This window comes from Cytobacillus oceanisediminis (assembly GCF_003182355.1).
GTDB lineage: Bacteria > Bacillota > Bacilli > Bacillales > Cytobacillaceae > Cytobacillus > Cytobacillus oceanisediminis_A.
On sequence record NZ_QGTW01000001.1, the window covers coordinates 238,703 to 264,190 of the forward strand.

The window sequence follows — 25,488 nt, forward strand, 5'->3', positions numbered from 1 at the left end:
CTATATGTTAACGGACCATGTGCAAATCTTTTTCAAGCGAATAAAGTGAATATAATAGTTTAATGCGCAATAAAAAGACAAAAAGGTGCCGTACGGTTATTTTTTATAACCGCTTGGCACCTTTGCCTAGTCTATTCACTTGTCCGAGATTTTTAAGCGTTATATTTTAATATAATACGCTTTGCCACATTCTCCAGTGTAACCTGTTTATTCATGCTGATTTTTCGCATTTTCTTAAATGCATCATCTTCTGGCATGTTAAATTTTTTCATTAAAATGCCTTTTGCTTTTTCAACCATTTTTCTCTCATTTAGCTGCTGGTTCATAGATTCCACTTGTTCCCGAAAAGCATTTGCATTTTCGGCCTGCCTTAGGGCAATTTCTACTGCTGGAATTAAACTAGCTTCATTGACAGGCTTTACTAAATAGCCCATGATATTAGCCTGTTTGGCCTTGTCGATATACTCACGCTGGCTGTAAGCTGTCAGCAGCAATATCGGTGTATTGTATTTCTTGGAGATAATTTCACTCGCTTTGAGTCCATTTAATATCGGCATTTTAATATCCATAATGATCAGGTCTGGTTTTAATGAAAACGCTTGTTCAACCGCTTTTTCACCATCCCCTGCCTGGCCGACAACATCATACCCTGCTTCCTCTAGCATCATTGTTAGATCCAAGCGGACAATTGATTCGTCCTCTACTACCATAATTCGCTTTTTCACGCCCATTCTGCCTTCCTTTCCAAGGGAAATTGGACTGTGGCAATTGTCCCCGTTTCAGCTTTTTCAATTAAAAAATGACCAGATAGATCATGTTCGATCATCATTTTCACAATATCTAAGCCTAAAGAAGGTTTTGCATTTGGTGAGTATCCTTCACCGTTGTCTTTGACCTGAACGATTATTGCATTTTCTTTAAGCTGGAAGCGAACGTCAATTTGCCCTTCACTCTCCATTTTAAAGGCATGCTTCATGCAGTTCTGAATAAGTTCATTAATTACTAGTGATAAGGAAACAGCTTTATTGGAATCTATTAAAAGCTGAGGTCCGGAATAATTTATATGTATTTTTTTCTTTTCATGTTCAGCCTCGTTGACAAGCATATTCCCTATTTTTTCAATTAGGCTATAAATATCAACTTCGTCCACACTTGAACTGGATAAAATAATTTCATAAACAGAGGCAATACTGGCAATCCGGTTCAAGCTTTCAACAAAGTGAACCTTGCTCTCCTCTGGAAGGCCTCTGCGCATTTGCAGCCTTAAAAGGCTGGCAACAGTTTGCAGATTATTTTTAACTCGGTGATGTATTTCCCTAATAGCAACTGATTTTACAACAAGCTCTCTTTCTTTTTCTCTTAACTCTGTTAAATCCTTAAGAATAACAAAAGTTCCATTCGATCTTTCAGGCTGTCCAAGCTTAATTTTCTTTATACGAAAAACTTTGTTCATTATTTTGATTTCCTTAACAAGTAATTCCTCTGGTTCGTTAAGGATGTCTTTAATACATGGGAAGCAATCAGTAATCTCAATGCCTACCCTGCATTCTACCATTCCTATTTCATGGATGAGATTTGTAGCGGATGGATTGTTATAGACAATCTTATTTTCATGATCAATAAAAAATAATGATTCCTCAATTACTTCTGGAATTATCGGTCTGTTTTCCGCCATTCCAATCAAGATTCCGCTCAATGTTTCTGTTGCTTCTGATAGCGCTTCCAATTTCTGTTGACGCTGAAGTTTTTCGCTGATGTCTTTCTCCATTATTAATGCTCCAATAACACGATTACAAGAGCCCATTATGGGAACAACACTTTGCTCAACCGCCTTGCCTTCCTGTGTCAATGCTCTATTTAGAAACATATGTTTTCCTGTTCTTAACGTATAAAAGACTGAAGGTTCAAAAGCTTCGTAGGCAAACTTTCCAGCAACAGGCTTTTGATAGACAGATTTTGCAGTTGTAGGGGCGGCTTCAGCTACAACAATTGCATGTTTTCCTTCTTTCGTAGGACAATCCACAAACACATTTGCCTGGTTTAAATCAGCTATTAACGGAAGATTAACAGCAACTTCCTTAATTCTATCTACTTCTTTCTCTGAAAGATTGGTATGAAGAGAGCATAACTCTTCAACATAGGTGTTGGTCATATGATGGTAACTCCCAATACGTAATAAAAAGTCAGAATATATAAAAATATTAAATGTAACCAAGAAGAATGTCAACATAGTTTTGAATAGTTTAATAGGAAATTTGGTACAGATATGGGTTGAAAGTGGATATAAAAAAACAGGTAGCATTATTATGTCATGTTTTCATTCTGCTACCTGTAAAAATGATTTTTATTATAGCTGGGCAAATTTTACTCCGCTTGCTTTATGCTTCAACATTTCCTCGATTAGGACTGCCAGATGTGCGCCAGCTTCAACAGGCGGAACTCCACCATTATGGATATTGCTAATAACAGCGCAGTCCTCCTACATTGTTTCATGATTGGGGCGATAAATTAGATAGGCACTAATACTTTTAGAAGTAGCCAATCCAGGACGTTCACCGATTAAGAAATTGACGACATCACAATTACAATGGAAGCCAGATCATCCTGTATCCAAACACGGCTGCGTTTAATAAAAACCGGATCACCCATGGAAATATTCCTTGATATCAAACCTTGTATCAAAGCTGGAAGCAAATCCCTTATGTTTGATTCAACTCCACTTGAATTGAGTCCATCTGAAACAATGATTTGCAATAGATTATTTTGTGCGAAAATGGCAAGATAGCTTTTAATTATTTCTTACCTTTTGCTAAACATCCCCTCAACCACTCGTCCATTTCGCCCTTTCGTAGTCTCTGCCTGGGAAAGTGAATTGAGGATGGCTTCTTCGGCTGCTTCAGCTGCACCTTGAAAAAGCTGATTCATAATGGGATGATCATCCCTAAGAAAATGGGCAGTTTCAATCATATGGTTGCTTTGATGGGAAACTTTGTTGGCGGTTGAAAACGCAATGACAATGTCGCCGCTGCCATTGCTGAAGTGGCTTCCCGTCCGGCCGAGCCCGATTCCACATCTTTTTGCCAGTCTTTTTAGCTGCCTGTCACTGACAGGTGCGTTTGTTGCAAGGACAATCATGATGGAACCATCTGGCGTTTCATTAACCTCCTTTACAACCTCTGCAAACAGACCATATTTACTAAATGGGAAATCGTCTTTATTGCCAAAATTGGTGACAACCAGGCAGCTGATTATGTATTCTGCAGGCTTTGTTTTCTCATTAATTACGCGTGATGCCGTTCCGACGCCGCCTTTATAGCCAAAGCAGACCATCCCTTTGCCAGCTCCCACTGCACCTTCAACAGCACTCTCCTCTTTCGCACTTTCAATCGCTTCGATGGCATGCTCTGGCTTAACCGGCAATTCCCGGATGGAATTTAAATACCCGTCATTGCATTCTCCAACGACAATATTGATGGTTCCGGTTGTACCTCCTATATCAGGTGTGCTTTTTAGCATGTATTGCAAGGTACCTTGAGTGACAGCCGGAACGCCAAATGTATTGGTCAGCATGATCGGTGATTCAATCAAACCTAATTCTTCTATCTGTATAAGACCAGTTGTTTTGCCAAAGCCATTGATGACATAGCTGGCTGCAGGTACTTTTTCATGAAACAGATTTCCGCCATGAGGCAAAATAGCAGTTACGCCTGTGCAGGCATATTCGCCTTCTCCGTGGAGCGGATCATCTAAAGTGATATGTCCTACCCGGACCCCTTCAACATCTGTCATGCAATTCTTTTTGCCGGGCCGCAGTTTGCCTATTATAACGCCTCTTTCTCTTATTTTCATATGTTCCTCCAAACGAAATTTTTGATTCAAACGCAAATACCTGGGTATTTTATTAAAACAGATCCATTCATTAGAATTTCCAAATGTTATCCTTTATAATAGATAGGTATTTAGGTTTCCTAATTATTTTATTATAGCTTGCAGAGTTTTTGGGAGGATTTTTTATTATGAGTCAGTCTTTAGCAAAAGGGGCACGCAAACAGAGTGCGAGCTCAGAAAAAATATGGTCACGGGATTTTGTGCTGATTCTCATGTCCAATTTCTTTATATTTCTAGGATTTCAAATGACACTTCCCACCATACCTTTATTCGTTGAAAAATTAGGCGGAAATGATCAGCTGATTGGAATTGTGGTTGGAATTTTTACTTTTTCGGCACTTCTGTTGCGCCCTTATGCAGGACATACCCTTGAGACAAAGGGAAGGCGCTTTGTCTACTTAACTGGCTTGGCCATTTTCGTCCTGTCCGTGGGCTCTTTCGGATTCGTGAATAGTTTGATTTTCTTATTTATTCTAAGAGTTGTCCAAGGATTTGGCTGGGGCTTTTCGACAACTGCCTCAGGTACAATAGCCACTGATTTGATCCCTGCTAAACGGCGCGGGGAAGGAATGGGGTATTTTGGGCTTTCCGGGAATATTGCACTTGCTTTTGGTCCAACCTTGGGACTTGCTTTAGCTGGGATAATTTCTTTTAAGCTCTTATTTTTATTTTGTGCACTTTTAGGAATGACAGCCCTCCTCCTATCCTCAAGAATCGAATATAAACAAGTTGAAAAGCAGGCTGTTCCGATGAAAAGATGGGATATATATGAAAAAAGTGCTTTAAAACCATCCCTTCTTTTATTTTTTATCACGGTGTCCTTTGGCGGTATCGCTTCTTTCCTTCCGATCTACTCTGCTCAAAAGGGTATAGGCGGAATACATTGGTACTTCCTTTTATTTGCCATTGCATTAATGGTTTCACGGACATTTGCGGGAAGATTATATGACCAAAGAGGACATCAAGCGGTATTTATCCCGGGCGCTTTTTTAATTTTAATTGCCATGGTCCTTCTGGCCTGGCTGCCAAACAGCAATGTTATGTACACAGCTGCCATCCTTTATGGCCTTGGGTTCGGCTCCGTCCAGCCTGCACTTCAAGCCTGGTCTGTAAAGGAAGCCCCTGCCAATCGCCGGGGCATGGCAAATGCCACCTTTTTCTCCTTTTTTGACCTTGGTGTCGGTATCGGGGCTATTGTTTTCGGGCAAATAGCTCACCAATTTGGCTATAGTACAATTTACCTGACAGCTGGTGGCTCTGTTCTAATTTCGATCCTTCTATATATAGGAATTCTGGCAACAAAACGGGGTTAAAAAGAAAGACGATTTACCTTTTCACTAGGAAATCGTCTTTTTTATATAAAAAATTTATAAAGCCTTCACCATGCCGCCATCAACGAGAATGGAGCTTCCGGTTACATAGCTGCTCGCATCGGAGGCAAGGAAGGTAACCACATTTGCAAACTCTTCCGGAGTTCCGTATCTTCGCAATGGAATCATGCTTTTTGCTCTTTCTGCAATTTCTTCCTTGGAGACGTTCTGTTTATCGGCATTGTGCTGATCCAGATAATCAACCCTGTCTGTTGCAATACGCCCTGGAGCTACGGTATTAATCAAAATATGATAAGGTGCCAGCTCCTCTGACAGCGTTTTTGTCATACCAACGATTCCTAAACGGAATGTATTGGATAAAAGAAGGCCCGGGATCGGCTGCTTAATGGAAGAAGATGCAATATTAATGATTCTGCCGCCATTTTTCTTCAGATCAGGAAGTGCTGCACGAATTAGTCTTACGTAACTTAACAGATTTAATTGAAAAGCCTTTTCCCAATCTTCGTCGGTAAAGGTTTCAAATGTCCCGCCAGGAGGGCCGCCAGCGTTATTAACAAGAATGTCAATTCCACCAAGTGTTTCACTTGTATGCTTGATTAGTTGTTTAATATCTTCTGGATTGGTAATATCCGCTCTAAAATATTCAACTTCTATGCCGTTTTCACGGAATTCCGTTTGTACAGACTTCAATTTTCCTTCATCCCGGCTTGTAATCATAACGCGTGCGCCTTCTTTTGCCAATTGGGCAGCCACTGCTTTTCCAAGGCCCTGACTTGAAGCAATGACCAGGGCGTTTTTATTTTTTAGGTTAAGATCCATATTGTTTTCCTCCATTTATTTTATTAAATCTATTATAATATAAAAGAGTGAATTTTTTAAAAATAAAACTTCAAACTAAAAAGGCGGAGCTGCCTTTGATAGTCAGAACCGCCATTCCATAGCTTTTATTTATGAATTTATCTCTAAAATATTTTTTAGTTTATCCAGATCCTTCTTATTTGCTTTTCTCATCATGGCAGACATAATCGGTGCAGCCATTTTTGAAAAACCAGTGGGGTTTCCCCTATTGCGAAGGGTCATCTGTGTGGTGTTTTCGTCAACGGCTTCCCATGTGTAGGTTGTTTCCATAGGAAAGGGTCCTTGTGCAGTTCTCATGATCATTTTTTCCCCGGCGATATATTCCACTATTTCATATACATATGCTAATTCTCTTCCCAGAAATTGAGCCTTAAAAGCAATTTGGGAACCTACACTCAAAGGCTTCTCTGTTTTCCACTCTGCTGATTGAATATTAACGTACCATTCAGGAGCATTGTCCGGGTTTGCAGCATACTCCGCCACTCTTTCAAGAGGAGAATGGATATTCCTTTTTGTCACTACATCAACCATGCTTTTCCTCCACCTTTAATTTGAATCGTTAGATTGTTCCAAGTAATTTTTCAGGAGGGTTCCCAAAAGGTATTTCCAGCCTTCTGTGTGTTCCTTTTCCCAGTTATCCTCTAAAATACCGGACGCAGTATGAGAGAGCTGAAGAGTGGTAACACCATCTTTTTCTTTAAGCCGATAAGTATATGCGCTTTGCACAGCTCCCTGCATTCCAAGATGGCCATGCATCCTGATTTCTTCAGGCGCATTCACATAATAAACATTTCCCCAGACGGCACCCTCGTTTTCTCCCCATTTTTCCACAAAAAGGCCACCAGGCACAGGGTCAAAGGAAAAGTTTGATTCTGTTCCCTTTGGAGCTAAACGAAATTCCCACCAGTCCCCTGCATTTTCGGTTAAAGCTTTAAAAACCTGATGACGAGGTGCGTTAATGATCACTTCTTGTTCAATTTGAAATACCTTTGCTTCTGTATGTGCCATTTCTTTTTCTCCTCCTAATTGTTCAGCCGCTAATTTTAAATTAAGCAAAGATGAGGCTGATGATTCCATGTACTTTCCCACCCAGCGGTCATGCATTTCCTGTAGAGGTACAGCATTCAGAAAGTTAAGTCTGTACCTTCCCTTCCTGCGGACAACAACCAAATTTCCTTCCTGTAAAGCAGATAAATGTTTCATGATTGCGTACCTCGAAACTTCAGGAAAATATTCATCTAGCTCTCCTGTCGTACGGGGTGAATGGCGAAGAATATCAAGAATCTTTCTGCGTATAGGATGTCCGAGTGCTTTAAATAAGGCTGAAAGCTCATCTTCCATAACTAAGTATCCTTTCGCTGTTGGAATTCTTTACATGTGACAAAACAGTAACATATTTAATGTGACCTAATGGTAACATTAGATTTTTTTCAGGTCAATAGGGCGAATAAAATAGCCCAGGCAAATAAAGCCTAGGCTGTTTTCGTTTATTTAATCTTTAAATTTAGCTTCCCTTTTTTCTAAAAATGCAGCTATTCCTTCTTTTCCTTCCGCACTTTTCGCCCTTTCCGCAAGAAATACAGTTTCCATCGCCATTTGGGATTCAAGCGTTTCCTGCAGAGAGTGGTAGAATAACTTTTTAGTGGCTCCAAAAGCATTCATAGGTCCTTCTGCAAGAGCTTCAGCCAGGTTGATGACAGCCGGCATCAGTTCTTCTTCAGGATGGACTTGATTGACAATACCCCACTCTGCAGCTTCTTTCGCATTTAACATTCGGTTTGTATACATCAGCTCCAGCGCTCGGTTCATGCCTACTTTTCTCGGTAAAAAGTAACTGCCTGATCCATCGGGAGTCAAACCAATTTTATTGTAAGCCATAACAAATTTTGAACCTTCAGCCGCATAAACAAGGTCGCAGGAGAGGGCAAGGCTCATGCCTGCACCAGCTGCAACACCATTCACCGCCCCAATAAGAGGCTTATTCATTCTGGCAAAATGCGAAACAGCCCCATGCAAATAAGCGGTTACCATTTTTAAGTGAGTGGGCATCTCTGCCCCTTCACTTGAAAAGCTTTTCAAATCGCCGCCGACAGAAAACTTATTGCCGGCACCTGTGATCACAACTGTCCGTATCTCCTCATTTTCCGAGCAAATAATGGCTATATCCAGCAAATCTTTTGAAAGCTGCAGATCAATTCCATTGCCTGCTTCCGGACGGTTTAATGTAACAATCCCAACGTTATTTTCAATGGTTAAAAGTACCTTTTTATTTTCCAATTCCTATCCTCCTCATTGAATGTTCCTAATAGATTTCTATTTTATACGCCTGTATTCCTGTAGAGTATATTGGAAAAATAAAAGAAGCCCGCCATTTGCGAATGGCAGGCTCCCTATTATCTTGTTGGTTCCAGAATCACTTTTCCCTTTGTTTTTCGGGACTGCATGAGTGTGTGTACCCTTGCTGCATCCTCCAACGGATGGACTTCTCCAATTGTAAGTTTTAGTTTCCCTTCAGCCACATATGTCATCAATTCCTTCATGCTTGGCTGCAGGAGTTCAGGTTTTCTCATAATTTGCGGAAGGAAGAAGCCGATAACGGACTGGTTTCTTGCCATTAAGGATGATGGATAAAACCTGCTTTGCTCTCCGCTTGCAACACCGTAAATGACAAGGCGGCCAAAAGCAGCAAGGCACTTTAATGTTTTATTAAAAATCTCCCCGCCGGCCATTTCGAGTGCTACATTGACACCTTTTCCCCCTGTCGCTTCCAGTACTTCCTTTTCCCAGTCCTCATTTGTATAGTTAACGAGCACGTCGGCTCCCATTTCTTTTGCAAGCTGAAGCTTCTCATCGGTGCTGGCGGTGGCAATTACTTTTCCCGCCCCAAATAACTTGGCGAGCTGGACGGCTAAAGTTCCCACACCTCCTGCAGCTGCATGCACGAGAACGCTCTCTCCTTTTTCAAGCCTTCCCATGGTTTTTATAATGTGATATGCGCTCAAGCCCTGAAGCGGAAGAGCAGCGGCAAGCTTGAAATCCAAACCTTCCGGAAGCGGAATCAGCCCCCTTTCATCCGCTGTCACATATTCCGAATAACCGCCTGATTCGATTAACGTAACAACTCTTGTTCCAGGCGTGATGCTCGCCTTTTCACCAGTTGCTACGACAACACCCGCCACCTCGGCGCCCGGTATAAATGGCAGCGGGGTCGGAACCACATATTGCCCTTCCCTTCTGGCTGTATCGGCATAATTCACGCCAATCGCATGGACTTCGATTAGGACTTCATGCCCTGCAGGTACTGGTTTCTCTTTTTCTATTACTTTAAGAACTTCCGGTCCACCGTATTCTTTTAGCTGAATGGCTTTCATTGTATACACTCCTTTTGTAAAATGGGTGCGAAAACTCGTTTCGCGGATAAAAAGATCTAACGCCTATAAAAATGGTTTCAAATTGATCTATTTGTTTTTTTCCACTGTAAAACTAGCAATCATACTCCGCACGGTCATAAAATTTCTCCGCAATGCTTCTATTTCTTGCAATTCCTTTCCCAAAAGAGCTAAAAAGGCTGCATTCACGAATGACCAATCCCAGCAGATGATTCCTTTTTTCATTAAACGCTAGTTCTGGCGGGAAAGGCGTTCTGCATCCCAGACAGCGCCATCAAGATAAGTCCTGGTTAAGTGAATCTTCATTCTTCTTTTTCTTCGCCATTTCTCAGAATCGCTTTATAAGTCCGGTATACAGCCGATTCTGCTGCAGATAAGGCAATTGCCAAGTCAGCGAGCTTCATAAGTGTTTCCTGTTCATGAACGATGGAGCTGCCAAAAGCTTCATAAACTAGTCCGGCGTTTAATAGGAATAGATTTCTCATCGTATCGATAGCTGCTTTTTCTTTTTCAAAAATGCCCTCGCCGGCTTTTTCCGAATGGTATTCAGGCTTATTTGCCGCGGCATATTGTTCCTCCTTTTTTATACGAAAATTCAGTTATATCATTCTAGGATTCAACCAAATTCTCCCTCAAGCCTTGCCGGAGCAAATCCGGGATGACGGCACTTTCCTGTTTGTCAAAATCAAAATAAACGACAACCGCATGCCCCCTGGCAATCAGATCGCTTCTCTGGGAGCAGACAATTTCATGATCCAGCTGAAAGCTTTTGCTTCCAATCCTGGATACCCAGGTTTTAACCGTTAGGATTTGATTAAAATACCCCTGGCTTAAAAAATCGCACTTGGTGGAGGCAAGAATGAAATTCCATTTTTTCACGTCCATGCTGTAGCCGAGCGTTTCAAAATACTTTACACGTGCTTCTTCCAGGTAAATAAAATAACTCGTATTATTGATATGCCCAAGTGCATCCGTCTCCCCAAACCGGACGTTTACTTGAAATTCATGCATGTTGTCACCCTCTTAACTCAAAAACGAGAATTTCGCGTTTATTAAGGTGTCCAGACTTTAAATGTTTACATTTCAATCCCTTTTAATATCATTTCTGTAAAAATTTCCGCCACTTCCCGATCAGAAACCTTGCCTTGCGGATTGAACCATTGGTAACTCCAGTTTGCGGCGCCTAAAATGCCAAACGTAACAATAGACGTTTTTAAATCGGCACGGAACTCACCGTTTTGCTTTCCTTTTTCAAGCAGTTTTTCGATGTTGAGCCTGAATTGGTCCCTTTTTGGGATGATTTCCGAAAGCCTTTCGTCACTGAGATTACGCATCTCCCGGAAAAACACCTTGGCGCTGGCTCCCTGTGTTTTAATATTGCTGATAAGCATATGGACAATTGCAAAGAGTTTGTTTTTACAGTTCTGCGACTCATCCTTTAAGATTTCGTCCTGGTTTACTAGCAGGTAATCAATATAGCGAAGATGGATATCCATCAGGAGCTCTTCCTTGCTTGAAAAATAATAATAAAACGTACCTTTCGTCACACCGATGCTGTCGACAATATCCTGAATCGATGTCTCACTAAAGCCCTTCTGATCAAATAGCTGGATACTCTTTTCAGTAATTTTCTCTTTCAATGTTAGTCCCCGCTTCTGTAAGAAAATATCGACAGAATTATATCATTAATACTAGTTTTTCAGGAGTTCTTCCCGTAAAGCCCTTCTCAGGATTTTCCCGACATTGGTCTTCGGAAGTTCATCGCGGAACTCGACTATGGCCGGAACTTTGTACGAAGCCATGTTCTGTTTGCAGTAGGAGATGATGTCTTCTTCCGAAACTGTTTTGCCAGCTTTTAAAACGAGTACTGCCTTTACGGTTTCACCGCGGTAAACATCCGGCACACCAATGACAACAGCCTCCTGGACAGCGGGGTGTTCATATAAAACCTCTTCTATATCACGTGGATAAATATTATATCCGCTTGCTATGATCAGGTCTTTTTTTCGATCAACAATATAGAGGAAGCCGTCCTCGTCCACACGACCAATATCACCTGTATAAAGCCAGCCGTCCCTTAATGTGTTGGCTGTTTCCTCAGGCATATTCCAGTATCCCTTCATAATCTGTGGACCTTTGATAATGACTTCACCTAACTCCCCGGCCGGCACCTCTTTCGACCCGGTTGCCAAATCAACTACTTTATATTCTGTTGATGGATACCCGATTCCTACGCTTCCTGGCTTTCTTTCTGAAAAAGGCGGATTGCAATGGGTAACAGGCGAAGCTTCAGAAAGACCATAGCCTTCAAGAATTTTGGCGCCTGTTTTCCGTTCGAAATCACGCAGCAGCTCGACAGGCATTGGGGCACTGCCGCTATTGCAAGTTTCAATGCTGTTAATGCCATATTCCTCTGCACGAGGATGATTGGTAATCGCCACATACATCGTCGGTACACCCGGGAAAACGGTCGGCTGCTCATTTTTGATTGTATTCAATACTTCCTCCAAATCAAAACGAGGGAATAGGATCGACTCATTTGCTGTATAAATGGCAAAGTTCATGCAGGCAGTCATTCCGAATACATGAAACAATGGGATGACAGTTAAATATTTTTCCTGGCCGATTTTTGTTCTTTCTTTAAAAAATTCATACGACTGAATGACATTGGCCAAAATATTGCGGTGTGTGAGCATGGCTCCTTTGGAACGGCCTGTCGTTCCGCCTGTATATTGAAGGACTGCAAGGTCATGTTCAGGTTCGATATTTACCGGTGTAAATTGCCCCTTTCCTTCCTTTAAAAAGGCATCAAATTTTTTGTCCGGAGAGAATTCGGATTCCGTTGGCTGGAGGCTCACAACAATTAGATTTTTCAACTTTGTATTACCTTGAACGCTCTTTACGCGCGGATATAAAGCATCAAAAACGACAAGACTTTCTGCACCTGAATCATTCATAATATGTTCGATTTCCCGCTCCACCAGCATTGGATTCACCTGAGTGACGATTGCTCCAGCTGCCAGAATGCCATAATAAGCAATCACATATTGCGGACAGTTTGGCAGCATAATAGCAACACGGTCACCCTTTTGTACTCCATTTGCCTGCAAAGACGCGGCAAAACCATAGACCGCCTTCTGCAGTTCCCCGTAGGTCATTTTCCTTCCATAAAATGATAAGGCATTGTTTTGAGGAAACATCGCTGTGACTTCCTTCAGCATCTCCGGCATTGATTTACTTGGTATGTTCACTTCGGTTGCAATTGATTCAGGATAGTGGGCAAGCCAGGCTTTTTTCTCACTCATTAAAAATCCCTCCATATTTTGCAATCTTTTGGCCAATCCTTCTATAGTTATTTCTTGGAAGTTTTTAAATCAATTAGCTTACTGGATCCTTTGCTTTTTACATACTACTCGACTTTGTACACGCTTACATAGTTCTTCAAGCGCGCGCTCGGCAGCCCCAATCAGACGCATGCAATGATGGATCCGCACTTGACCGAGCCTGCCATGTGCAATGGCAATTCCCTTTCCTTCACCCAAAATAATATTTTCAGCAGGAACCTTGACATTGTTGTATGTAATTTCGGCATGTCCATACGGGGCATGGTCATACCCAAACACCGGAAGCATCCTTTCAATTTTGACACCAGGGTATCAAGCGGTACCCGAATAATGGATTGGCTTATGCCGGTTTCTCACTTTCAGGCAAAAACAAATTCCATAATCCAGTTTCTTTAGCTTTGAGCTCCAGCTCCTCCATAACCGTCGGAATCGTACTCCAGCGGTGCGTTTGTTCATTCAACTGCTGCTCATACAATGACTCATTCGGATGAATATATTCTTCCATAAACGCATTAAGTTTTTGTTGCAGCTCTTGTACCTTGGATGAATAAGAAAAATTCAAGCTTGTATCCCTCCTTTACTAACTAACCGGTCGGTATGTTACAATTTTAGTATAAACAATCTCGAAAAATATTCAACTGTTTTTTTCTGAAAATTCGTATTTTAGTGAGGAGCAAACGTTCTTATTCGGTTTATGGCGGCTCATGGCTGATAAGTGTCTTTTATTTTTAAAAGTTTGTCGTCGAAATGCCCATCTGAGGACTCAATATAGAAAGTGATTTATTCGATTTTTATTTTGTTCATTAATTTTATTCGCGAGGTCAAATAGTTTATTCGCTATTAAATAAGCTTTGTTCGCAAATTTTAAGAATATATTCGCAAAGATCACATTTTTAGCCTTTATTTGTAAGAAAAGAAGCCCATTCAGGGCTCCATCTATTTTTGTACTGAATTTACAGCTGTTTTATATTCCTCATACCACTTTTCCCATTCTTCCTTACGAGAGCCGATGTTATTGTCATCTAGCAATCGTCCAATCACATCAAGGCATACATGCCAGCCGGCAAGATCCCTTGGCGTATCGCCGGTTATTTCACTTATTTTTTCGATCAGCTTTAATTGAGTATTGCCGTTTTCCTCATCCAATTCAAAACGGACAATATCGTCGCCCCATGTGTATTCGAGGATAGCAAACTGTTCAATTCCCAAAATCTCCATCTCTTCAAAGCTGCCATCCCCCATATCAAACTTGAACGATCCACCTTTCTTAAGTTCGTCTACTCGAAGCTCTGGGAACCATTTTTTCAATTGGTTATTATCGGTCAGCATCGCCCACACTTTTTCCCTTGGATGATCCAGATTTCGTACAAATGTGGCTGTATAGCCGTTTGCTGTTTTATTAATTAAAGCCAACAAGGTGAGAAACTCCTTTACAAAATATTTTACGTTTTCATATAGGATAGACAAAATGTATTTGCCTCAACATTTTAATTCAATTTTTAACGTCAAAATCCTTTTATTTAAGTATCATACACCAGAGAAAATTAGGAAATACTGTAATTTGAGGTGATAAAATGAGTAAGGAAGATTTAAAACTGACATCCTCCGAAGTCGGTACTCTATGGGGTGAGTATATGAATGGGACTATGACAGATACTGTGAACCGTTATATGTACTCCATTATTGAAGACGATGCAATTAAACAAATTTTTGATGTTGCTATAAAGACTTTTGCTAAACAAAAAGAGCAACTAATAAAGTTTTTTAAAAGCGAAGGCTTTCCAATCCCCATCGGATTTTCTGAGGCAGATCTAGTAAAAGGAGCACCTAGACTTTTTACTGATATTTTTTGTTTAAATTATTTACATATTATGACCCTGCATGGCTTACTGGGACATAGTACTTCATTGGCTGTCTCTGTTCGAAAAGATTTACGTTATTTTTATGATAAATGTGATAATGATGCAAAAAAGATGTATCACCAAACAATTGATCTGCTCCTTGAAAAAGGAAGTTTTCAGAGAGATCCGCTGTTTTATCCTGAAGCAGCCCCTGAATTTATTGAGAGTACTGATTTTACCGATGGAATTTTTGGTAAAGGCAGAAGGTTGGCAGCAACTGAAATTATCAGTATTTCTTTTAATATGAAAAAAAGTATTATGTCCAAAACTCTTTCCATTGCATTTAGCCAAGTAGCGCAAACCAAGGAAGTAAGAAAGTTTTTGCAGGATTCCCAGAAGACAGCAGATGGGCAAATTCAGAAACTTTCGAAAATCATGCATGCGGATAATTTGCCATTTCCGAAATCATGGGAGACAGAAATCACAACCTCAACGGAAACACCTTTTTCCGATAAGTTAATGCTCTATCATATTGGTTTCCTGTTTCAGGCTGCCCAGGCGTATCATGGTACTGGTCTGGCCTCAGCGATGCGAACCGATCTGGTTGCTGTTTATGAAAGCACCATTATAAAAAATCTAATGGTTACGAAAGAGTGGTTTAAACTGATGGTGAAATACAAATGGCTGGAGCAGCCGCCGCTTGCACCCAATCGGAAGGAAATGGCACAGGATAAATAAAAAGATGCCTGGTATCCGCTTTGGATAACCAGGCATACATTTTATTTAAACTGCCATTTCAGTTGGTTTCTTTCTTTCGTGGGCCTTATCCTTAATTAATGCTGCACCAATCAACCCAATCAATGAAAAAACTACCGGGATCATAAATCCATACCGATAGCCGTCCTTGAAGCTGTCGAGCACCCTTCCAAAAATAAATGGCAGCAGCACCGCGCTTAAAAATCCTCCGGTATTGGCAAAACCGGAAATAACACCAACATCCTTGATATCAAAGGATTGGCGGACAATGGCAAAGGTTAACGTGCTGGCTCCGTTTCCATACCCCATGATCAAAAAAAGGACAATCAGCAGCGGATACGGCGGCTGGCCTTTAAAAATAAGAAAAGCAGCCCATCCCAAGAACACGATAGAGTGGGCGAAAAGATAGGGGCGTTTGATGGAGCCAAACCGTCCGGAGATCCAGCTCATTAAAGGGGCGCCAATAATGGCGCCAATCAAACCAATCATGATGAGCTGGCTTGATTCTGAGCGTGTTAATTCATACATATCCATCCCATAGGGTACTGCCCATGTTCCAATGAAGCCTACATAGGTGCCGACCAGGCCAAAATGGCAAAAAAACGTTGCCCATGCCTGCCGGTCAGAAAAAACCCTTTTCAATATGGAGACCGATTTTTCTCTGGGGTTCTTTTTACGGGAGGAAACCTTGGAAACGATCCCCATGCGTTTAGGCTGCCAAATTAATATCAGATACAGCAAAATACCGAGAATCGTAAGAATGACTCCGACTGCAAAAAAGGGCACACGCCATCCCCAATTCGAAATCCAAATGGAGAATGGCACTGTCGCCAGTAAAAACCCAAAGCTGCCAGACATTCCTGCGATACCGAGCAATTTCACAAATTCATTTACTTTGAACCACTGGCTTAAAATGATCACCACGTTGATCCAGATGGTTGCATCACCAAAACCGACGAGCAATCGGGCTGCAAATAGGACATACTCATTTGGCGCAAAGCTATATAGGAGTGTGCCTGCTCCGTTTAAAAGGGTGCCGGCAATGAGGAAAACATTCGGGCCAAAACGGTCTGATAGAATTCCTATCGGAACCTGCAGGCTGGCATATGCAAAGAATTGAACACTTGCCAGCAGCCCAATGGCAGCGGCAGTCACCCCAAAATCCTTCATTAATTGATCTGTAATTAAACCTGGTGCTGTCCTTTGACTAACGATTAAAAAGTACGCAAATAATACCGACGCAAAGACAACCCATCTGTACTTGCTTTTATGTTTCTCCACTGACCTCTGCTCCTGTTGTGTATTAATGCCACCTATTATACGCTAAAAAAAAGCACCTGTCCTCCAATGCGTTAAATCATTAAAACACATGGAGGTTTAGGCGCCATTTTTAACATTATTCTTTCACAAATTCTTTCGTGCTTCTGACTGTATCTATCGGCCGGACATAGCTTTCAATTTGTTCCCTTTTTGGTTCAAGGAACGGCGGCAGAGACAGTTTTTCACCAAGTGTTTCGTAAGGCTCATCACCCATAAATCCTGGACCGTCAGTTGCAAATTCGAACAGAATCTGCGGTGCTACTCTTGAATATAAAGAACCGAAGAAGAAACGGTCCACAAAGCCTGAAGTTTGAAAACCAAAGCTTCTCATATGCTTATCCCATTCTTCTAATACAGACTTATCCTCAACACGGAATGCAGCGTGGTGGACCGCTCCATATCCCTGGCGTGCCTGCGGAAGAACCGTATTGTGCTCAACCACTACCTGTGCACCATTTCCGCCTTCACCCACTTCGAATAAATGGAAATCTCCTTCTTGTGCGATTTCTTTGAAGAGCAGCACTTTTTCCATCATTTCTTTAAAATAATCAAATTGGGCGATCCGGACAAAAAGCGGTCCCAATCCAGTAATGGCATATTCGAGCGGGATTGGCCCTTTTTGCCATGGTGTACCGGATGCTGCGCCTTTGTTGTTTTCATCAGAAATTAATTGATACTGCTGATCATCGAAATCAGCAAAAGACAGCGTTTTTTTGCCGAATTGTTCCTTAATGCCTGTGTGTTTAACTTCCAGGCGATCAAAGCGTTTTACCCAGTAATCCAGTGCTGCATCAGTTGGCACGCGGAAAGAAGTTTTTGAAATTTCATTCGTCCCGTGTGATCCCTTAGGAATTCCAGGAAAATCGAAGAAGGTCATATCCGTACCAGGGCTCCCCGTGTCATCCGCAAAAAATAAATGATACGTTTGGATATCATCCTGGTTGACTGTCTTTTTGACAAGTCGCATTCCCAGTACATAGGTGAAAAACTCATAGTTCTTTTCTGCGCTGCTTGTAATGGCCGTTACATGGTGAATACCTTTTAAGTGATTCAAAGTAAAGTTCCTCCCTTTTCTTTTTCAAAAAGCCATGTGTAGATCCAAATGGCTTGTGTATTTATCTTAAAATAAAATATCTTTAATTCGAGATATTTTTACTTTATCATGGGTGCAGGATGGTGTCAATAAATGTAACTAGCCGAATATTTTTTAGAAAAATGACTTAATGATATCTTCTTCATGATTACATTCTTTGCAGACATACTCAATTTCCAGCGCATCCTCCCTTGCGATATGTTCTGTCTCTTTTCCACAAACCTCACAGTATCTATTTTCAGTGATCTCTTTCATGTTTTCATCTCTCCTATTAATGTCGTTTATCTTGGTTTAACCATAATCCCGGATTCTAAACACAAAAAAACCAGTACCCGTTTGGGAACTGGTTTAGTGACATTATGTAACAGCCGCCTTTGCCGTAAATAAGTATAAGAAAGTTTTAAACCACCACTCCTCAAAGTGGGTGTTCGCAGAAACATTCCTGCCTGTCCTCCTTGTCTTATAGACAGAGGCCTGTCATTCCCGTTTCAATGTTAAACTCCCTGTTACAGCTTAAAGGTTAAAACTTTATTATGGTTACGAACAATGCAGCTTGTATTTATATATTAAATCATTTGGATCATTTTTTCAATGGTAATGGCTCCTTGTGTGAGCTATTTTTTTATTTTGGGTGGTATCTGTTTGTTAGTGAGGATCATCCCACTTATAAATTGCATTCTGAGTGTAATCTGGATATTAACGACGGTTTTTCCTCTTCTGCCTGCAATATGGGCGCTAATCCGGGGTATTAACGACGGTTTTTCCTCTTCTGCCTGCAACATGGGCGTTAATCCGGGGTATTAACGACGGTTTTTCCTCTTCTGCCTGCAACATGGGCGTTAATCCGGGGTATTAACGACGGTTTTTCCTCCTCTGCCTGCAATATCGGCGTTAATCCGGGCTATTAACGACCGTTTTTCCCCCTCTGCCTGTAATATCGGCGTTAATCCGGGCTATTAACGACCGTTTTTCCCCCTCTGCCACCTACATGGTCGTTAATCCGGGCTATTAACGACCATTTTTCCTCCCCTTCCCTCCTTCAGTTAAATCCGGGAAATCTGTTATACAATTTCCACTTTTAGCAAATACTTTTTTGTAAGGTACTTTTGATTAGGTGGTGTCGTATGGGCGAGGAAAGATTTACTTTTTATATCGATGATAAGGAGATAGAGGCTCGGACGGGGCAATCGATCTTTGAAGCTGCGCGGGATTTTAATCATTTTTTGCCGGGAATTTGTTCGACTCAGCCTGATTTGGGGGTTGGGGTGATTCAGACCTGTGATACGTGTTATGTGGAGATTAATGGTGAGCTGAGACGCTCCTGTGCTACGCCTGCAGAACCGGATATGAAGGTAAGCTCTGTTTCCGAGCTGGCAAAGGGAGCCCAGCTTGAGGGGATGTCCCGGATTTTAAAAAACCATGAGCTTTATTGTACGGTTTGCGACAATAATAACGGCAACTGTGTGGTACATAATACGGCAGAGCATTTTCAGATTGAGCATCAGAAGTATGAGTTTAAACCGAAGCCTTATCCACAGGATAATTCAAATCCCTTTTACCGGTATGAGCCGGATCAGTGTATTCTGTGCGGGCTTTGCGTGGAGGCGTGCCAGGATCTGCAGGTCAGCGAGGTGCTGAGTATCGCATGGGACCGGGAGCAGCCGCGCGTCATTTGGGATAATGATGTTCCGATTAATGAATCTTCCTGTGTTTCATGCGGTCATTGTGTGACGGTATGTCCTTGTAATGCGTTAATGGAAAAATCAATGCTCGGCAAGGCGGGTTACTTAACCAATATTCCAAAGCCGCTTCTTGAGCCGATGATTGATTTAACGAAAGAAGTTGAACCAGGATATAAGGAGATTTTTGCGATTTCCAATGTGGAAGCAGCGATGCGTGAAGCGCGGATTGAGCGGACAAAGACCGTATGCACTTATTGCGGAGTCGGGTGCAGCTTCGAGGTTTGGACGAAGGATCGGGAAATTTTAAAAATCCAGCCGCTGCCTGATGCCCCTGTTAATGGCATTTCTACCTGTGTAAAAGGAAAGTTTGGCTGGAGCTTTGTGAACAGCAAAGAACGCTTAACAAAACCTTTAATCAGAAAAGGCGAGAAATTTTATGAAGCGACATGGGATGAAGCCCTTTCTCTTATTGCTGAAAAATTCCTAAAGATCAAAGAAGAAGATGGAGCAAATGCACTCGGGTTTATTGCATCCTCAAAATGTTCAAATGAGGAAAACTATCTATTCCAGAAGCTGGCCCGATCTGTTTTTAAAACAAATAATATCGATAACTGTTCAAGATACTGCCAAACGCCTGCATCCATGGGGCTTATTCGTACAGTAGGCATTGGCGGCGATTCTGGAACAATGAAGGATATCGCAAGCTCTGAGTTAGTTATCGTAGTTGGTGCCAACCCGGCCGAATCCCACCCTGTTCTGGCAACCAGAATTAAACGGTCTAATAAACTGGCAGATCAAAAGCTGATTGTAGCGGATCTTCGGAAAAACGATCTGGCAGACAGAGCGGATTTGCACATCCATCCAAAGCCGGGAACGGATCTAGTATGGCTTTCAGCGGTCACCAAATATATCGTTGACCAAAGGTGGGAAGATCGCGAGTTTCTCAATAACCGCGTTAACCATGTTGATGAATATACCAAGTCGCTTGATAAATTTACCCTTGAGTATGCAGAAGAAATCACCGGGATCTCAAAGGAGACCTTAATTACAATTGCAACCATGATTCATGAGTCCAAAGGAACCTGTATATTATGGGCGATGGGCGTTACGCAGCACTTGGGCGGTACGGATACAAGTACAGCGATTGCCAATCTGCTATTAATTACAGGCAATTTTGCAAAACCTGGCGCTGGCGCTTATCCGCTGCGCGGCCATAATAACGTTCAGGGAGCAAGTGATTTTGGCACGATGCCATCATGGCTTCCTGGATATCAGCCGATTGAAAATGATGAAATCCGCAGCCGTTTTGAAAAAGCGTGGGGAACGGACCTTCCTAAGAAGCCTGGTTTGAATAATCATCAAATCGTTGAAGCAATCCAGGCAGGCAAAGTAAAAGGAATGTACCTATTTGGCGAGGAAATGGGCTTGGTTGATTCCAATATCAACTATGTCCATGAGGCGTTTGAAAAACTTGAATTCTTTGTTGTGCAGGATATTTTCTTCTCAAAAACGGCCCAATTTGCAGATGTCGTTCTTCCTGCAGCTCCAAGCCTTGAGAAAGACGGTACGTTTACGAATACGGAACGGCGCATCCAAAGATTTTATAAGGTTTTTGAGCCGCTGGGTGACAGCAAACCGGATTGGCATATTTTCCAGGAGCTTGCAAATAAACTGGGAGCCAGCTGGAATTATAAAGACCCGAGCGAAATTATGGATGAAGCCGCAATGCTAACCCCTTCATTTGCCGGAGTTAGCTACAAACGTTTGGAAAATTGGGAGAGCCTGGTGTGGCCAGTGGCTGCCGATGGAACCGATACACCCTTGCTCTTTACTGACAGGTTCGGCTTCCCTGACGGAAAAGCGCGCCTCATTACAGTGGATTGGACACCTCCATTCACAGCTGGCGAGGAGTACGATCTTCACCTGAACAATGGACGGATTCTTGAACACTTCCATGAAGGCAATATGACCTTTCAATCTGAAGGCATTTCTTATAAAGTGCCGGAGCTTTGGCTTGAAGTATCACCAGAACTGGCAGAGGAAAGAAATATTCAAACGGGCAGCCTTGTCCGTCTGACCTCCCCTTACGGCCATGTTAAAGTAAAAGTTTGGGTGACAGATCAGGTTAAAGGCAAGGAACTCTATTTGCCAATGCATACAACCGAAGGAAAAGGTGCGGTCAACAAGCTGACAAGCAGCTATCATGACAAGATCACACATACCCCGAACTACAAAGAAATGCAGGTAAAAATGGAAGTGCTTGAATTGGAGGGCGATTCCCCGCTTCCGCACCACAATTTCCGCTTTGGCAACCCGCAGCCGCATATTGGAGTTGAGACGGAGAAAAAATGGAATCGCGATGATTTTATCTCCATTCCAGAAATGCTGAAAAGGGAGGGTCTCTACGATGGCGAAAGCGATCAAGCAAATTGAGCTGGTTCAGCCATCAGCTCAGGAAGAACAGGCACAGGATATAGCAGCACTATTGGAGCAGCTCGCCGAAAATCGTGAAGCAATCTCTAGTGCCATTGATATCATCAGCCAGCTTCAAAAGGCAGGTATACTCGATATCATCCAGGGCTTTTTGCATTCGAAGGAAAAAGTAGCTGCCATTGCTATTGAGCAGGTAAACCAGCCCAATATGCACAACATTATCCGCAATGGGTTTAACACAGTCGATTTCCTTGGCTCTCTCGATCCACAGCAGATGAATATTATGATGAATGCAGTCACGAAAGGCCTGGATAAGTCTGCCGATGTCATGAAGAAAAACGAAAAACGCAGCATGTGGGGACTTATTAAAGCGCTGCGGGACCCTGATGCCAATTTGGCGATTAATTCGATGCTTGGTTTTCTAAAGGGGATGGGCAAGGAAATGGGCAAAAAGCATACACATTATAAAACAGGAGAGTGAATGCTGCCTTGATTACACGAACAATATCAATTGAAAATTTGGATATAGGTGATGAAGAAAGATTAAATCAGGCATTGAACGATGTATGGGGTGTCCGCAAAGTAAAGCTGAATCCAAAGAATGGCGAAGCGGTTATCTCCTTTGATGAAGACGCTGCCTCCTTTATGGATTTTGAGCAGGCGGTAAAAGATTGCGGTTATAACATTCTTTCAACTGATCAATAAGATTCAAACGAAGAGGATCTTTACCCTAAGGAGGGGTTCATTTGGCAAGAGTATGTGAAATCTGCGGCCGCAGAGATGAAACTGAAGAAGATGAATATAGCTTTGATATTTTGGATGTGTGTCCTGATTGTACCCATGACCGAATTCATCCTTTGACTCTCGGTAATCGAAAACAGGAATAAGGTATCAGCAAATTCAAATTCGTTAAAAGGATCCATGTGGAATCGCTTATTTAATTTTTGGCAATCAGCCAAGTTTAAAGGATAAATGCGGTTTTTGTATATCCTTATTCAGTTCATTCCAAAACGGAAAACATCTGCCCCTTTCCCCTGCTTTTCGGGAAAGGGGCTTACCTTTTTTACAGAAAAAAGACTCTTAACTCGGAAGGAGCCTATCTTTTATTCTGTGACAAGCTGCTGGCTTGTCCTTTTTTGTTTTTTGGTTGCTCTGATTTTTTTAATGTCGCGCTTCATTAGGAGCGAAACAATGAAGCCGATTGCTAGCATGGTTCCGAATACATAGAATGTAACGGTGTAGCTTTGGGTTGCTTCGTAAATATTGGATACAAGCATGGGCCCTACGACACCGGCGATGGACCAGGATGTCAGGAGGTAGCCATGGATGGCGCCAAGCTGTTTGGTTCCGAATAGGTCGCCGATAAAAGCTGGAAGTGATGCAAATCCTCCTCCATAGCACGAAACGATGATGTAGAGGAAAACGGAAAAGACAAATGAGTTTGTGATAAACGGAAGAATGAAGAATGCTGCAACCTGGATCAGAAAGAAGGTCATGTATGTATTGCCTCTTCCGATATAGTCGGATGCGGATGCCCATCCAATTCTTCCACCGCCGTTAAAGAGTCCCATAATGCCGACGATGCTTGCCGCGGTGATGGCACTGGCACCGGTGATTTCCTGGGCCATTGGTGCAGCAACCGATAAGATCATGATCCCTGCTGAGATGTTAATGAACATCATAATCCATAGAAGCCAGAAGCGTCTTGTTTTGATGGCCTCATTGGCAGTCAGCTGGGCAAGGTCAGCCTTTACCGGACGTTCTTCGTTCTTTTCTTCCATCCCTTCCGGCTTCCATCCTTCAGGCGGCTTCGCGATATAAAGCGCCCCTGCAATCATAAGGATAAAATAACTAATTCCCAGGATGTAAAAAGTGGTTGGGATGGATGTAGCAATCATCAATCTGCTTGCGATTGGGCTTGTAATAAGAGCTCCTGCACCAAAGCCCATTACGGCCATTCCAGTTGCAAGTCCCCTTCTGTCTGGGAACCATTTTACCAATGTGGATACAGGTGCAATATAGCCGAAGCCTAGTCCTAAACCTCCGACGGCCCCAAAAAAGATAAGAAATAGAATGTAATTTTCCATTTGTACGGCGAAACCTGCTCCAACTGTTCCGATGCCGAAGAATACCGCGGCAATCATGGCAGACTTTCTTGGTCCATTTTTTTCAACAAACCGGCCAAAAAAGGCAGCAGCCACACCAAGAATGAATATGGCAATCGTAAATGCCAGGGAAACATCGGTTTTTTCCCATCCCAACGCTTCCTTTAATGGATTCTGATAAACACTGTACGCATAAACGGATCCAATGGATAGATGAATGGCTACAGCCGAAAGGGCAATCAGCCATCTATTCTTGTTAGCCATAAGTAACCCCTTTCCCACATATATTATTTTATTTATCCCCTAAACAAGGAATAAGCTTAATGCTACTTTTTACCTTCCCAAAAAAGCCTGTCTCTAATCCTTTTAGAGACAGGCTTTTTGTTAAATTATCTTGAAATAAAACCTTTTTTTAATAAATGGATTTCCGTTTTATAATTATTTAGGGCTTCTTCAAAGGATAATTCTCCTGCAAATTTTTTCACGAAATTATGAAAAGTGACGGAAGAGATAATTTGCATCATATGAAAAAGTTCGTGCTCGTCTTTGATATTGAGGTTTTCGTGGTTGATCAGTATGCTGATTTTTTTAAAGTCCTCGTTGAGATCAGTTTCGCCAAAGCTTCTGGCAAAAACATTTTCAATGCGGTGCGTCATGTTTAGAAACAGATTTCGCAAAAACTGAAGGTTTTCTTTTTCTTCCGTAATGATGCTTTTGTAAAATTCGATCATCGCTTCGAAAATGTCACCTTTATTATTTTTAAGCGTGTCTACAAAATGGCTTTTATACGAAGCAACATGGTTATTTAATAAGAAGAAAAAGGCATCTTCTTTGTCTTCAAAGTATTGATAAAAGCTCCCTCGTGGAATTTTTGCATCTTTAATAATATTGGATATTGAAGCCTGATAAAGCGGGACACGGGCAAATTCCTTTTTGGCTGCGCTTATTAATGTTTTCCGCTTATCATCAGGCAAATTAAAAAAAGTGATCTTGGGCATGTATCGTGCCTCCTTACGGCCAAACTCTTTTTTCCTCTTTTAAGAACTGGATAAAATATGGAATCGCTTTCCGAGGTTGTTCTTTGATGAGTGCCTGATATCTTGACTTCAGATCATCAGATGCCCATTGGCTTTTATTAATCCGTTCTTTTATATACCCAGTACTTATTTTTTGGATTTCCTGCTGCTGGTGCTTCCCCTCTTTAGAAAGGGCGAAACCCAGCGCCCCCATAATGGCATACATGAGAATAGCCAGCGGCGAGGTCTCCTGGTCAGGCATGGCAAAGAACAATGTCATTAAATTGATTACTGATAGGATAATTAAAGGCGTAGACCAAAAAATATATCTGGCTGCTTTTTTTGTGAACGGTGAAACTTTTTCTTCCAGCTGTTCAAGCTCTCTTTTTACAAAATTCGGCATGTCCGTCCATATTTGCATGCAACTGCTCT

General features: G+C 41.9%; 25 protein-coding genes, 1 other RNA gene and 2 pseudogenes. 6 read left to right on the top strand and 22 right to left on the bottom strand.

Annotated features, from left to right (window positions below; translation table 11 throughout):
* Positions 1-152: 152 nt before the first annotated feature.
* From DFO73_RS01195 to DFO73_RS01210, 4 genes and pseudogenes are all read right to left on the bottom strand, one after another.
* Positions 153-725: an ANTAR domain-containing response regulator gene (locus tag DFO73_RS01195; RefSeq protein WP_110063521.1), complete on the bottom strand. Its 573-nt coding sequence runs from the start codon at positions 723-725 to the stop codon at positions 153-155.
* The gene (locus DFO73_RS01200) at positions 722-2,152 is read right to left on the bottom strand and encodes a sensor histidine kinase (protein WP_110062967.1); all 1,431 of its coding nucleotides are present in this window, start codon (positions 2,150-2,152) and stop codon (positions 722-724) included. The genes DFO73_RS01195 and DFO73_RS01200 overlap by 4 nt, the downstream gene beginning before the upstream one ends.
* 195 nt (positions 2,153-2,347) lie before the next feature.
* Positions 2,348-2,757 (bottom strand): annotated as a pseudogene (locus DFO73_RS01205) (ethanolamine ammonia-lyase light chain EutC); the annotation flags it as partial.
* A gap of 42 nt (positions 2,758-2,799) precedes the next feature.
* On the bottom strand, positions 2,800-3,849 hold the full coding sequence (locus tag DFO73_RS01210) for a DmpA family aminopeptidase (protein WP_110062968.1): 1,050 nt from the start codon (positions 3,847-3,849) through the stop codon (positions 2,800-2,802).
* A 167-nt stretch (positions 3,850-4,016) separates the two neighbouring features.
* Here DFO73_RS01210 and DFO73_RS01215 point away from each other — a divergent pair, with 167 nt between their 5' ends.
* A complete protein-coding gene (locus DFO73_RS01215) occupies positions 4,017-5,201 on the top strand; it encodes an MFS transporter (RefSeq protein WP_110062969.1) in 1,185 nt (394 codons plus the stop codon).
* A 54-nt stretch (positions 5,202-5,255) separates the two neighbouring features.
* Here the strand turns inward: DFO73_RS01215 and DFO73_RS01220 are convergent, their stop codons facing one another.
* From DFO73_RS01220 to DFO73_RS01270, 11 genes and pseudogenes are all read right to left on the bottom strand, one after another.
* Positions 5,256-6,038 (bottom strand): SDR family oxidoreductase, encoded by a 783-nt coding sequence (locus DFO73_RS01220; protein ID WP_110062970.1) that lies wholly within the window; start codon positions 6,036-6,038, stop codon positions 5,256-5,258.
* Between the two features lie 129 nt (positions 6,039-6,167).
* Entirely contained in the window at positions 6,168-6,608 is a 441-nt protein-coding gene (locus DFO73_RS01225) for an SRPBCC family protein (protein WP_110062971.1), read from the bottom strand.
* A gap of 15 nt (positions 6,609-6,623) precedes the next feature.
* Positions 6,624-7,418, bottom strand: a complete 795-nt coding sequence (locus DFO73_RS01230; protein ID WP_110062972.1) for an SRPBCC domain-containing protein — start codon at positions 7,416-7,418, stop codon at positions 6,624-6,626.
* 150 nt (positions 7,419-7,568) lie between these two features.
* Entirely contained in the window at positions 7,569-8,354 is a 786-nt protein-coding gene (locus tag DFO73_RS01235; protein ID WP_110062973.1) for an enoyl-CoA hydratase/isomerase family protein, read from the bottom strand.
* A gap of 116 nt (positions 8,355-8,470) precedes the next feature.
* On the bottom strand, positions 8,471-9,448 hold the full coding sequence (locus DFO73_RS01240; RefSeq protein WP_110062974.1) for a quinone oxidoreductase family protein: 978 nt from the start codon (positions 9,446-9,448) through the stop codon (positions 8,471-8,473).
* A gap of 320 nt (positions 9,449-9,768) precedes the next feature.
* Positions 9,769-9,951, bottom strand: a complete 183-nt coding sequence (locus DFO73_RS29090; RefSeq protein ID WP_258309138.1) for a hypothetical protein — start codon at positions 9,949-9,951, stop codon at positions 9,769-9,771.
* A gap of 124 nt (positions 9,952-10,075) precedes the next feature.
* Positions 10,076-10,477, bottom strand: a complete 402-nt coding sequence (locus tag DFO73_RS01250; protein ID WP_110062975.1) for an acyl-CoA thioesterase — start codon at positions 10,475-10,477, stop codon at positions 10,076-10,078.
* A 65-nt stretch (positions 10,478-10,542) separates the two neighbouring features.
* A complete protein-coding gene (locus DFO73_RS01255; RefSeq protein ID WP_110062976.1) occupies positions 10,543-11,106 on the bottom strand; it encodes a TetR/AcrR family transcriptional regulator in 564 nt (187 codons plus the stop codon).
* A gap of 51 nt (positions 11,107-11,157) precedes the next feature.
* Entirely contained in the window at positions 11,158-12,771 is a 1,614-nt protein-coding gene (locus DFO73_RS01260; protein WP_110062977.1) for a long-chain-fatty-acid--CoA ligase, read from the bottom strand.
* A 93-nt stretch (positions 12,772-12,864) separates the two neighbouring features.
* Positions 12,865-13,372, bottom strand: a pseudogene (locus DFO73_RS01265) (hypothetical protein); the annotation flags it as partial.
* Between the two features lie 374 nt (positions 13,373-13,746).
* Complete coding sequence (locus DFO73_RS01270; protein WP_110062978.1) at positions 13,747-14,226, bottom strand: SRPBCC family protein; 480 nt, start codon at positions 14,224-14,226, stop codon at positions 13,747-13,749.
* Positions 14,227-14,384: 158 nt separating this feature from the next.
* On the opposite strand from DFO73_RS01270, the gene DFO73_RS01275 reads away from it, so the two are divergent.
* The gene (locus tag DFO73_RS01275; RefSeq protein ID WP_110062979.1) at positions 14,385-15,389 is read left to right on the top strand and encodes a DUF3231 family protein; all 1,005 of its coding nucleotides are present in this window, start codon (positions 14,385-14,387) and stop codon (positions 15,387-15,389) included.
* Positions 15,390-15,434: 45 nt separating this feature from the next.
* Here the strand turns inward: DFO73_RS01275 and DFO73_RS01280 are convergent, their stop codons facing one another.
* The 4 genes from DFO73_RS01280 to ssrS form a co-directional block, all read right to left on the bottom strand.
* The gene (locus DFO73_RS01280; protein WP_110062980.1) at positions 15,435-16,688 is read right to left on the bottom strand and encodes an MFS transporter; all 1,254 of its coding nucleotides are present in this window, start codon (positions 16,686-16,688) and stop codon (positions 15,435-15,437) included.
* Positions 16,689-16,803: 115 nt separating this feature from the next.
* Positions 16,804-17,781 carry a ring-cleaving dioxygenase gene (locus DFO73_RS01285; protein WP_110062981.1) on the bottom strand — a complete coding sequence of 326 codons (978 nt, stop codon included), beginning with the start codon at positions 17,779-17,781 and terminating at the stop codon, positions 16,804-16,806.
* Positions 17,782-17,934: 153 nt separating this feature from the next.
* Positions 17,935-18,075: a hypothetical protein gene (locus tag DFO73_RS28380; protein WP_181395874.1), complete on the bottom strand. Its 141-nt coding sequence runs from the start codon at positions 18,073-18,075 to the stop codon at positions 17,935-17,937.
* Between the two features lie 106 nt (positions 18,076-18,181).
* Positions 18,182-18,378: non-coding RNA, 6S RNA (ssrS, locus tag DFO73_RS01290), on the bottom strand.
* A 566-nt stretch (positions 18,379-18,944) separates the two neighbouring features.
* On the opposite strand from ssrS, the gene fdhF reads away from it, so the two are divergent.
* The 4 genes from fdhF to DFO73_RS28385 are packed head-to-tail and all read left to right on the top strand — an operon-like array spanning position 18,945 to position 22,822.
* Complete coding sequence (fdhF, locus tag DFO73_RS01295; protein WP_110062982.1) at positions 18,945-21,935, top strand: formate dehydrogenase subunit alpha; 2,991 nt, start codon at positions 18,945-18,947, stop codon at positions 21,933-21,935.
* Positions 21,910-22,416, top strand: a complete 507-nt coding sequence (locus DFO73_RS01300; RefSeq protein WP_110062983.1) for a DUF1641 domain-containing protein — start codon at positions 21,910-21,912, stop codon at positions 22,414-22,416. Before fdhF ends, DFO73_RS01300 begins: the two co-directional genes overlap by 26 nt.
* 8 nt (positions 22,417-22,424) lie before the next feature.
* Positions 22,425-22,640, top strand: coding sequence for a heavy-metal-associated domain-containing protein (locus DFO73_RS01305; RefSeq protein ID WP_181395875.1), 216 nt, complete (start codon positions 22,425-22,427; stop codon positions 22,638-22,640).
* 41 nt (positions 22,641-22,681) lie between these two features.
* Entirely contained in the window at positions 22,682-22,822 is a 141-nt protein-coding gene (locus tag DFO73_RS28385) for a hypothetical protein (protein ID WP_181395876.1), read from the top strand.
* A gap of 216 nt (positions 22,823-23,038) precedes the next feature.
* On the opposite strand, the gene DFO73_RS01310 is transcribed toward DFO73_RS28385, so the two are convergent.
* The 3 genes from DFO73_RS01310 to DFO73_RS01320 all read right to left on the bottom strand — a co-directional run bounded on the left by DFO73_RS01310 (position 23,039) and on the right by DFO73_RS01320 (position 25,477).
* Positions 23,039-24,304, bottom strand: coding sequence for an L-lactate MFS transporter (locus DFO73_RS01310; protein WP_110062985.1), 1,266 nt, complete (start codon positions 24,302-24,304; stop codon positions 23,039-23,041).
* Positions 24,305-24,429: 125 nt separating this feature from the next.
* The gene (locus DFO73_RS01315; protein ID WP_110062986.1) at positions 24,430-25,038 is read right to left on the bottom strand and encodes a TetR/AcrR family transcriptional regulator; all 609 of its coding nucleotides are present in this window, start codon (positions 25,036-25,038) and stop codon (positions 24,430-24,432) included.
* Positions 25,039-25,051: 13 nt separating this feature from the next.
* On the bottom strand, positions 25,052-25,477 hold the full coding sequence (locus DFO73_RS01320) for a DUF5392 family protein (RefSeq protein ID WP_110062987.1): 426 nt from the start codon (positions 25,475-25,477) through the stop codon (positions 25,052-25,054).
* Positions 25,478-25,488: the final 11 nt, after the last annotated feature.